We start from the raw sequence: 10,539 nt of genomic DNA on the forward strand, positions 1-10,539 counted from the left end.
AACCGGGCGGCCACCGCGCCGGCCGGCAGCACCCGGCGGAGCTGCCCGGTGAGCACGGCCTCTTCGGACGTGGCGCGCCCGGCCACCGCGGCGGCGCCCTCACCCGCCACGGCTTCCTGGACGGCGAGCACGGTCCTCAGCTGCACCAATCCCGCGCTGAGGTTCGCCGACGCGCCGAGATCGGCATTCCCGGCCTGCCCGACGACGCCGGAGATCATTTCGCTGAGCGCGACGGTGAAGTCGTGGTAGGCGGTGGTTTTCTCGCCCGCGGAACCGGCCTGCTGCCGCAGGTCGGCCAATTTCCCGAGCTGATCTTCCAATGTCCGGGCGAGTTCCGGGGTGAGCTGCGAAAACGCGGCGTCCCGGCGGACCGCCGCGGCTTTCCCGTCGACGGCGGCGGTCTGCGCGGCGGCGCCGTCGTGGATCATTTCGTCGTCGACGAGCCCGGCGAGCTCGGAAATCCCTTGCACGACGGGCATTTGGTCGCGCACGGCGCTGAGCCCGCCGGCCTGGGCGAGCTCGCCCTGCACCCGGGCCCCGGCCAACAGCAGGGCGACCAGGACGGGCAGCAGCAGCACGACGGAGATCTTGGTGCGCAGCCCCCATGATCCCGGATTCCAGGAGGGGGCGGAACGACGTATGTCTTCTTTCATCGGTGGCGTGGCTCGATTCGTACCGGTGGCCCGAGAACGATTTCCGGTTCCTTTTCCGCGGAATTCAGGCGGTGACATAACCCCGGCGGCACCGGTGCTGTCAAGGAACGCGAGCCGTTTCCCCCGTACGCATCAGCTACACAGGGTGAACTTCCACCGCGCGGCTTTTTACCCTTGCGGAGGGTGAGGTCGAGTCGAAGAACGCACGGGATCCCGTGCGGAGTAGGTGATTTTCCGCCTTGGCGGGACGAGCGCGTCCCGCCAAGGCGAAAGTGGACTCAGGCCGGGCTGAGCACGGACCGTGGTCCCCGGCCGAGCGGACCGCCGGGGCCGTGGTCGCCGCGGCCAGCGCAGGCTGAAGCGCCCCAATGTGGCCTTCGGTGCTCCATCCATGCCCCCGCCACCACCCTCAACGGAGGCGCTCCGCGCCGCAGCGCTGATTCAACGCACCCAAGGCGGCCTTCGGTGCGTCAGACGCAACCAAGGCCGCCTTGGGGCGCTTGAGAACCGGGGCGGCCGGGTCAGCTCGCGCGGACCGCGGTCGTCCCCGTCAGCCGGTTGTCCGCCGGGTTGCTGTCGCCGTCGTAGCGGCCGTCCAGGTTGGCCGTCACCTCGAACTCCGCCTGACCCGCCGCGGCGTCGGCCGCCGTGTAGCTGTAGGCGAACGGGAAGTCCACGCGGGCGCCCGCGGGCACCCACTGGGTCAGCCGGCCGACCTCCTCGAAGTACCCGCTCTCACCCTTCCGGCGCAGCGAGACGACGACCTTCTCGTCGTAGCGGTTGTTCACCACCGACACCTTGACCGGCTTGGTCTGCCCCGCGCGCGCCTGTGCGGGCAGGGACAGCCCGGTCAGCGTGACGTCGTGCGTCTCGACGTGCACCACCTGGCTGCCGGTCCCCGAACGCCCGTCGTCCGTCGTCGCGCTGATCTCCAGGCGGTAGTCGCCGTCGGCGGCGTAGCGGTGCGTCAGCATCGCGTTCGACGTGAGCGGCACCGAGGTGCCGTCGCCGAACTTCAGCTCGCCGCTGACCAGCGGGCGGCCGAGGCTGTCGCCCGCGTTCGGGAACATCTGGATGTCGTCGAACACCGACTTCACCCCGGAGTAGAGGTACACGTTGGGCGTCAGCGCCGGCGCGGTCGTCAGGCGGATGTCGTACCAGGACGCGCCGTCGGCGTCGGCGGCCACCCGGATCCAGTACTGCTCCCCCTGGTTGGCCCGGAAGACCACTCGCTTGCTCGTGTCCAGCGACGCCGCGCAGTCCACTTCGGACAGTTCGGCGCGCGAGGCACCGCGGTAGACCGCGACCGACGTCGAGCGCCGCTCCACGCTGATCGACCGGGTGCGGTCCGGGGTGTACCGGTACCAGACCGAGTGGTCGGCCGAGGCGTCGCAGCTCGCCGTCACCTCGTCCGCTTCGGACGTGGACCGCGACAGGTCGCCCGAGAACGTCCCGGGCAGCGTGGCCTCGGCGGCCGCCGCGAAGTCGTCGTTCGGCTCCCGCGGGACGCTCGCGAGGTCCAGCGTCGCCACCTGGCCGGCGCCGGCGTACGGCTTGAACACCATGATGTGGTAGGTCTGCCCGGCGGTCACCGGGAACGTCACCGACGGCCCGGTGTTCCACTCCGCGCACGCGCCGGGCACCTGGGTCAGCGCCCCGCGCTCGCCGGTGTACACGGCGATGAACGGCAGTTGGCCGGTGCCCGAGGGCAGCGCCCGGACGAACCCGTCGGCGGACGCGGTGTAGTCGTACCACGCGCTCGTCGCGATCCAGGCGTAGCACGACGTCGGGTCGTCGGCGGCCTTCGTCCCCTCCCCGAAGTCCTGGGTCGCCCGGAAGGGCAGGGCGGTGACGGCGGTGGCGGTGTCGAAATCGTCGTTCGACGGTGTGTCGGCGTGCGCGGTGGCGGGCGCCACCAGGGCGGCCGCGACAGCGAGCCCGGCGACCAGCAGGCGCCGGAAAGCGGTGTGCCTCATCTTGTTCCCCCCTCAGACCGCGGCGATGCGCGTGCCGCTCGGTTTCACGGTCGTGGCGATGGCGATCACTTCGTTGTCCGACGGCCGGGCGTCGCGCACCGGGTACGGCAGCGTCAGCTCGGCGCGGAAGGTGACCTTGCCGTCGATCGCGTCGTCCGGCGTGAAGGTGTAGGCGAACGGGAACCGCACGGTCTTGGTGGGCCGCGCGGGCACGGTCAGGGTGAGCGTGGCGACCTGCCGCCACCAGGTCCCGTCGTTCCGGGACAGCACGACCGTCGCCGTTTCGGGGTACCGGGTGTTGCTGACGTCGACCGAGATGGGCTTGCTCTCGCCCGCGCGGGCCGCGGTGGGCACGGTGAACTTGGCGATCCCGACGTCGTGCGTGGTCACCGTGACCTGCGTCGTCTTCGTGGCCGTGCGGCCGTCCGGCGACGTCGCGTGCAGGGTGACGGTGTAGGTGCCGTCGGTGGCGTAGTGGTGGGACACCGGCGCGGTGCCGGCCGGGGCCGTGGCGCCGTCGCCGAAGTCCCAGTCGACGGTCATCGGGTTGTCGATGTCGTTCCAGGACTCCGCGGAGAACGAGACGTTGTCGTAGACCGTCGGGTACGACGGCGACTGGTAGATCGACGGCTCCAGCGCCGGCGCGTCGTCCAGGGACAGCGTGATCGGCTCGTAGGTCTGCGCCGGCCCGGTCACGCGGACGTAGTAGGTCGTGCCGGCGGCGGCGCGGAACGCGGTCGGCTGCCCGTACGAGTCGTTCTTGCAGGCCACCTGCTTCAGCTCCGGCAGGCTGTTCCCGGTGTAGATCGAGACGGCCGAGCCGTTCCCCCTGGTCCGCGCGGTGACCGACTTCGCCTCGCCGGTGTTCGTGTAGGCGTACCAGACCGACGGGACGAGGTTGCCCTGGAACTGGCAGGTCGATTCCGGTTCGTCGGCTTCGTACGACGCGACCGAGAAGTCCGGCTGCGCGGAGAACGGCAGCGCGGGCACGGGCTGCGCGCCGGCGAAGTCGTCGTTGGCCGCGGCCGGCACCGAGTCCAGCGAGAGCGACAGCGCGCCGCCCGGGACGTCGTAGCCGGAGATCATGATGGAGTACGTGGTCCCGGCCTTGGCCAGGAACGTCGCGTCCCGGCCGACGCCGCAGCCGCCGTCGACGCCGCGGAGCGCGCCCCGGGTTCCGGTGTGGACCGCGAGGATCATCTCCGGGGAGCTGCCCTTGGTGGACGCGCGCAGGTATCCGTCCGCGGTGGCGGTGTACTGGAACCAGACGGAGCCGCGGACGTCGTACGACTGGCACCACGACGGGTCGTCGACCGCCTGGGTGGCCTCGCTCGTGTCCTGCTGCGCGGTGAACGGCAACGCGGTGATCGCCGTCGCCGAGCCGAAGTCGTCGTTGGACGGTGGTGCCGCGTGCGCGACACCCGGTACGAGCAGCGCGAACGCCGCCGTGAGCGCGGTGGCCAAGGCGATCCGGCCGCGCGATCGCAACGAAAGCAGCACGAGTCATCCCCCCCAGATGTGTTCCGTCCCCACGCACGCGGTGAGGATCCCCGCCGGGCACATCGACGGGAGGGGGCCCGGTGTGACCGATCCGGCCGGAATTAGCCCGGACGTCGCAACCGCGCTACTGCGAGTAGACCGCGGGGTGCGGACCACCCGCACCCCGCGGTCCGCTCACGCGGGCACGCGGCCCAGCAGCCGCCCGGCCATCGTCCGCAGGAGGACGTCCTGGTGGCGGGTCAGGAAGAAGTGCCCGCCGGGCAGCGGGACCAGGTCGAAGCCGCCCGTGGTGTGCTCCGCCCACGCCGCGACCTCGTCGACCGACGCCACCGGGTCCTCGGTGCCGGTGAACGCCACCACCGGCGTCGCCAGCCGGACGCCCGGCGGGTGCCGGTAGGTCTCCACCGCGCGGTAGTCGTTGCGCAGCACCGGCAAGATCATGCGCACCACCTCGTCGTCGCCGAGGAGATCGGCTTCGGTGCCGCTCAGGCGGCGGACCTCGGCCAGCACCCCGTCGTCGGAGCGGGTGTGGACGCGGTCGTCGCGGTACCGGTCGGGCGCGCGGCGGCCGGAGACGAACAACGCCACCGGCGCCGGGCCCGAGTCCTCCAGCCGCCGCGTCACCTCGTACGCCACCATCGCGCCCATGCTGTGCCCGAACAGCGCCAGCGGCCGCTCGTCGAGGCCGCGCAGCAGGGCGGCGATCTCGTCGGCGAGCCCTTCGACGGTGGGGACGAACGGCTCCTTCCGCCGGTCCTGCCGCCCCGGGTACTGCACGGACAGCACCTCGACGTCGGGGGCGAGCGCCCGCGACACGGGGAAGTAGAAGGACGCCGAACCGCCCGCGTGCGGCAGGCACACCAGCCGCGCCTTCGCCGCCGGTGCCTCGTGGAACCGGCGGAACCAGCGGTCCGCGGTCACCACGTGACCGGGAGCTCGGCGACGCGGTAGACGCCCAGCCCGCCCGGCGGCACCTCCTCCGACGGGACCGCCAGCCGCAGGCCGGGCAGGCGGCTGAACAGCGTCGAAAAGACGACCTCGAGCGCGGCCGTCGCGAAGTTCATCGCGACGCACTGGTGCGGGCCGTGGCCGAAGGTCAGGTGCGTCTTGTGGTCGCGGCGCAGGTCGAGCTCGTGCGGCGCGGGGAACGCCTCGGGGTCGCGGTTGACCGCCGGCGTCGCGAGGATGACGCCTTCGCCCGCGTGGATGGTCTGGCCACCGACCTCGATGTCCTCGGTGGCCAGCCGCGAAATGATGTCGCCCGCGGAGATGTAGCGCAGCAGCTCCTCCACCGCGCGCGGCGCCGCGCCCGCCGGGTCGGCGCGCAGGACGTCGGCCTGCGCCGGGTTGTCCAGCACCGCGAACGCGCCGAGGGAGATCATCGTCATGGTGGATTCGTTGCCCGACACCGTGACCAGCATCGCCGAGTTGAGCAGCTGCTGGAAGCCGATCTCGTCGGGCCGCTCGTCGAAGCTGGCGACCATGTGCGTGGCCAGGTCTTCGGCCGGCTCGGCGCGCTTGCGCTCGAAGAGCTTGGTGTAGAAGTCGGACAGCGTGTAGATCGCCGGCACCATCATGTCCGGCCGGGTCGCCAGGTACTGGACGTGCTCGGTGTAGACCGCGCGGTCCTCCTCCGGCACGCCGAACAGCTCCGCCATCATCATCGACGGGAACGGCACCGCGAACGCCGAAACGAGGTCCGCGCCCGGCCCGTCGGCCAGCATGCCGTCGATCAGCTCGTCGACGATCTTCTGGATCTTCGGGCGCATCGCCTTGGCCTGGCGCAGCGTGAAGCTCGGGATCACCAGCTTGCGCTGGGCGTTGTGCTCCGGGTCGTCGAGCTGCGCGAACGTCAGCGCGTCGCCCTCGGGCACCGGCTGCGGCATGCCGGTGCCGGGCATGATCTTGGCGTTGTTCGGGAAGTCCGGGTGCGAGCGGGCGGCCGAAAGCCGAGGGTCCGACAGCAGCGCGCGGGCTTCCGCGTAGCCGGTGACGACCCAGGCCTGCTTGCCGTCGACCAGCTTCACTTTCGACAGCGGTGCCTTTTCGTGGAGTTCGCTGTACGCGGCGGGCGGGTGGTACGGGCACTTGCCGCGCGGCAGCGGGAACGACGGCACCTCGGTGGCGGGGTCGAGGGTTTCGGTCACGGGAGGTCTCTCCGATCGGTTGGGGTGGTGCTGACGACCAGCGGGACCCGCTTCGGTCCGAACAGCAGATGGGATTCCTGGTACTCGACGACGCCGTCGACCGTCCACATCGGAAGGTGGTCGAACAGCGCGTTCAGCGCACCGGTCAGCTCGACGCGGGCGAGCATCGCGCCGAGGCAGAAGTGGATGCCGTGCCCGAACGTCAGGTGGCGGTTCGGGCTGCGGCGGATGTCGAACACGCCGGGGCCGTCGAACACGGCGTCGTCGTGGTTCGCCGAAAGCATCCACGGCACGACGACCGCGCCCGCCGGGATCGCGTGCCCGGCGACCTCGGTGTCCACTGTGGTGTACCGCTGCAGCCGCGTGGACGGCGGACGGCACCGCAGCACTTCTTCGACCGCGCCCGGGATCAGCGCGCGGTCGGCGCGCAGCGCGGCCTGCGCTTCGGGGTGCTCGGCCAGCAGCACGAGGGCGTGGCCGAGCACGGCGGCGGTGGTCAGGTGCCCGGCCTGCAGGATCTGCACGGCCAGGCTGGCGACCTCGGGGTCGGCCAGCTGTTCGCCGTCCAGCCGCGCGCGCACCAGGTCCGAGATCAGCCCGGGCCCCGGCTCGGCACGCCTGCGCGCGCAAAGCTGGAGCAGGTAGCCCATCAGCTCGAGGAACGGGCCGCCCAGCGCGTTGTCCGCCGCCGCCCGCACGGCCGCTTCGTCGGTGAGGTCCGGGGGCTCGATGGCCATGATCTGCTCGACCAGCGACCGGAACGCGCCCGCGTCGGCGGCCGGGATGCCGAACAGCTCGGCGATCATCGTCGCGGGCAGTTCGACCGTGAAGTGCTCGACCGCGTCGAAGCCGCCTTCCGGCGCGCGGTCGAGCAGGCCCACGGCGATCTCGGTGACCCGCGGGCCGAGGTCGCGCATCTTCCGCGGGGTGAACGCCTGCGCCGCCAGCCGCCGCAGCTTGCCGTGCTGCGGCGGGTCGGCGACGAGCATCATCCCCTCGGTCATGTTCGGCACGCCCTCGGGCAGCACCCGCGCCGGGTTGCTGGAGAACGTCGCCGGGTCCTTGGTGACGCGCTCGACGTCGGCGTGGGCGAAGACGTGGTGCGCGCCGGACGCGTCGACGTGCACCCCGCCGTCCTCCCGCTTGCGCCGCAGCCAGGCGAGCTGCTCGCCGAGGCCGAACCGCGCCGACGGGACGTCCTCAGTGGACAGTGCGCTGGTCACGCCCGCCGCACCCGGACGCGGACGCTCTTCGGCGTGAACAGCTCGCTTTCGTAGAACTCGACCGGCTCGTCGGCCAGGACCTCGATCGAGGAGTACCGGCGCAGCAGGGCTTCGATGCCGAACTTCGCCTCGGTCTTGGCGAGCGCCGCGCCGAAGCAGTAGTGGATGCCGTGGCCGAAGGTGAGGTTGCGGGCGGCACCGCGGTCGATGTCGAACGCGTCCGGGTTCGCGAACACCTGCTCGTCGTGGTTGGCCGAGAGCAGCGACAGGAAGACCATGCTCTTCGCCGGGATGGCGACGCCGCCGAGCTCGGTGTCGGTGGTGGTGAACCGCTGCAGGCGCGGCACCGGCGGGGTGAACCGCAGTGCCTCGTCGACCGCGGCCGGGATCAGCGCCGGGTCGGTACGCAGGCGCGCCTCCACGTCCGGGTGTTCCCCCAGCCGCAGCACGAAGTTCGCCAGCACCGACGCCGACGTGATGTGCCCCGCCTGCAGCAGCTGGATGGCGAGGTTGACGGCTTCGTGGTCGGCGAGCCGCTCACCGTCCACTTCGGCCTGGAGCAGGTCGCTGATGAAGCCGTCGCGCGGGTTCGCGCGCAGCTCGGCGCAGAGGCCGGCCATGTACTGCTGCATCTGGACGAGCGGGCCGAACATGGCCGCCTGCATGGCGGCGTCCATCTCGGCGGCGTCGTTCGGGTTCGGCACGGTGACCTGGAGCAGCGCCTCGGTCCAGGCGATGAACTGCGGCAGGTCGGTCTTCGGGATCCCGAGCAGCTCCGACACCACGACCAGCGGCAGGTACTGCGAGAACGCCGTGACGAAGTCGAACTCGTCGCCGGGGACGGCGTCGAGCAGCTCTTCGGCGATCTGCGCGATGCGGTCGTTGAGGTCCTTGACGCGCTTCGGGGTGAACGCGGCGCTGGCGATCCGGCGGACCTTGGTGTGCGCGGGCGGGTCCATCACCGCGAGCATGCCCGCCGACAGCTCGGCGGCGGCCTGCGGCATCACGTGCGACGGGTCGCTGGAGAACGTGCCGGGGTCGGCCAGCGCCTGCTGCACCTCGGCGTAGGTGAACACGTGGTGCATGCCGAACGGGTCGCGCAGCACCGGGTTGGCCGCGCGCATCCGGCCCAGCCACGGCAGCGTATCCGACAGTCCGAATCGGACGGACGGCGGCAGCAGCGCCGGGTCGATCTGCGGCATGACGAAGTCGGTCATCTTGTTCCTTCTCTTGGGTTTCAGCGGTTCTCGAGCCAGGCGCGGACGGCGTCGGCGGTCGTCGTGGCGTGGTTTTCCATCATCGACCAGTGGTTGCCGGGCACGTCCACGCCGACGTGGTCCGGGGTCCAGGTCGGCCGCCAGGCATCGCTTTCGCTTTGCTCCCCGCTGACCGACTGAAGGGATTCCGTGGCGCGCACGAACAACGTCGGCACGGCGGTGTCCGCCGGCGTCCAGTCGGCGAACACGCGGAAGTAGCAGCCCATGCCGGTCAGCTTGCGGTCGTCGATGCCACCGGCTTCTTCCTCGCGGTCCTGGGCGCTGGTGACGAACGTGCTCTTGAACCGGTCGATCTGCCCGCTCTGCGGCACGTAGGTGTCCATCAGCACGATGCCCTCGGGCGGCGAGCCGAGCTGCTCCAGGTGCGTGGCGACGGCGTGCGCCAGCCAGCCGCCGGAGGAGTGCCCGAGCAGCACGAACGGCGTGCCGCCCGCGGCGTTCCAGACCAGTTCGGCCTGCAGTTCCACGGTCGCTTCTACGGTCGTCGGCAGCAGTTCGCCGGGCCGGAAGCCGGGCGCGGGGATCATGGTCAGCTCCCGTTCCCCGCGGAACCCGGCGGCGAACCGGGCGTACTGCTGGGCCCCGGTGATCGCGACCGGCGCGGCGAAGCAGAGCACCGCGGGGGTCGTGTCACCGCGGGCCAGGCGGACCGGTTCCGGAAGCTGGTTGACGTCGTCGAGGCGGTCGAACGACGGGCGCAGCCGCGACGCCGCCTTGATGAACTCGACGGCTTCCGCGATCTTGCCTTCGTCGCAGGCCTTCCGGTAGAGGAGCTGGATCGAGCCGGTCTCCTCTTCCGGTTCGATGTCCTCTGTGGACACCGCTTGTTCCGTGGGCACCAGTTCACCGCTCAGGAACTCGACCAGAGCGTCCGGCGTGGGGTGGTCGAAGACGAGCGTCGCGGGCAACCGGAGCCCGGTGAGCCCGATCAGCCGGTTGCGCAGCTCGACGGCCGTGAGCGAGTCGAAGCCCATCTCGGGGAAGCCGACCCCGGCCGGGACGGCGTCCGGCCCGGCGAACCCGAGCACCCCGGCCACCTGCGTCAGGACGACGTCCCGGAGCGCGTCCCCGGTGAGCCCCTCGACCTGCACCGCTTCCGTGGCGGCCTTGCGGACGGCGGGCCGGACGAGGCCCCGCAGCAGCGGTGGCACGCCCCCGGTCCCGAACTGCCGCCGGAGCGCGGCGACGTCGAGGTGCATCGGGACCAGGACGGCCTCGTGCGCGACGCGGGCGGTGTCGAAGAGCCGCAAGCCTTCCTCGGTGGACAACGGCCGCAGCCCCGCGCGGCTCACCTTCTCGCGCCCGTCGGCGCCGAGCTGGCGGGTCAGGTCGCTGGCTTCGTCCCAGAGGCCCCAGGCCAGGGACTTCGCCGGGAGCCCGTCCGCCTGCCGGTGGGCGGCGAGGGCGTCGAGGTAGGCGTTGGCCGCGGCGTACCCGGCCTGGCCCGCGTTGCCGAGGATCCCGGCGGCGGAGGAGAACAGGACGAAGTCGGTGAGGTCGTGGGTCAGCTCGTGGAGGTTCCGGGCCGCGTCGGCCTTGGGCCGCAGCACGGTGCTGAGGCGTTCGGGCGTGAGGCCGTCGAGCAGGCCGTCGTCGAGGACGCCCGCGGCGTGGACGACGGTCCGGAGCGGGAAGTCCGCCGGGATGCCGTCGAGGACCGCGGCGAGGGCGTCCCGGTCGGCGGCGTCGCACTCGGCGACGGTGACCCGCGCGCCGGCCGCCGTCAGGTCCGCGACCAGCTGCTCGGACCGCCCGGCGGCCCG

At 71.7% G+C, this 10,539-nt stretch carries 7 protein-coding genes and 1 pseudogene; all 8 read right to left on the reverse strand.

Annotated elements, in window-relative coordinates:
- A pseudogene (locus tag G3I65_RS52540) lies at positions 1 to 578 on the reverse strand (histidine kinase); the annotation flags it as partial.
- 596 nt (positions 579 to 1,174) lie between these two features.
- On the reverse strand, positions 1,175 to 2,629 hold the full coding sequence (locus tag G3I65_RS52545) for a hypothetical protein (RefSeq protein WP_160703651.1): 1,455 nt from the start codon (positions 2,627 to 2,629) through the stop codon (positions 1,175 to 1,177).
- 12 nt (positions 2,630 to 2,641) lie between these two features.
- Positions 2,642 to 4,129 (reverse strand): PKD domain-containing protein, encoded by a 1,488-nt coding sequence (locus G3I65_RS52550; RefSeq protein ID WP_203612744.1) that lies wholly within the window; start codon positions 4,127 to 4,129, stop codon positions 2,642 to 2,644.
- Between the two features lie 174 nt (positions 4,130 to 4,303).
- Positions 4,304 to 5,050 carry an alpha/beta fold hydrolase gene (locus tag G3I65_RS52555; RefSeq protein WP_309236091.1) on the reverse strand — a complete coding sequence of 249 codons (747 nt, stop codon included), beginning with the start codon at positions 5,048 to 5,050 and terminating at the stop codon, positions 4,304 to 4,306.
- Positions 5,047 to 6,276: a cytochrome P450 gene (locus G3I65_RS58960; RefSeq protein ID WP_203612745.1), complete on the reverse strand. Its 1,230-nt coding sequence runs from the start codon at positions 6,274 to 6,276 to the stop codon at positions 5,047 to 5,049. Before G3I65_RS58960 ends, G3I65_RS52555 begins: the two co-directional genes overlap by 4 nt.
- Positions 6,273 to 7,499 (reverse strand): cytochrome P450, encoded by a 1,227-nt coding sequence (locus tag G3I65_RS58965; protein ID WP_160703655.1) that lies wholly within the window; start codon positions 7,497 to 7,499, stop codon positions 6,273 to 6,275. The genes G3I65_RS58960 and G3I65_RS58965 overlap by 4 nt, the downstream gene beginning before the upstream one ends.
- Positions 7,496 to 8,716 (reverse strand): cytochrome P450, encoded by a 1,221-nt coding sequence (locus tag G3I65_RS52570; RefSeq protein ID WP_160703657.1) that lies wholly within the window; start codon positions 8,714 to 8,716, stop codon positions 7,496 to 7,498. The genes G3I65_RS58965 and G3I65_RS52570 overlap by 4 nt, the downstream gene beginning before the upstream one ends.
- Positions 8,717 to 8,736: 20 nt before the next feature.
- A partial coding sequence (locus G3I65_RS52575; RefSeq protein WP_160703659.1) for a type I polyketide synthase occupies positions 8,737 to 10,539 on the reverse strand: 1,803 nt, incomplete at its 5' end.

Source organism: Amycolatopsis sp. SID8362, from assembly GCF_010550475.1.
Taxonomy (GTDB): Bacteria; Actinomycetota; Actinomycetes; order Mycobacteriales; family Pseudonocardiaceae; genus Amycolatopsis; species Amycolatopsis eburnea.

Excerpts from the sequence above, each read along its gene's own strand:
- G3I65_RS52545 (WP_160703651.1), bottom strand. The coding sequence starts at position 2,629 with ATGAGGCACACCGCTTTCCGGCGCCTGCTGGTCGCCGGGCTCGCTGTC.
- G3I65_RS52570 (WP_160703657.1), bottom strand. The coding sequence starts at position 8,716 with ATGACCGACTTCGTCATGCCGCAGATCGACCCGGCGCTGCTGCCGCCG.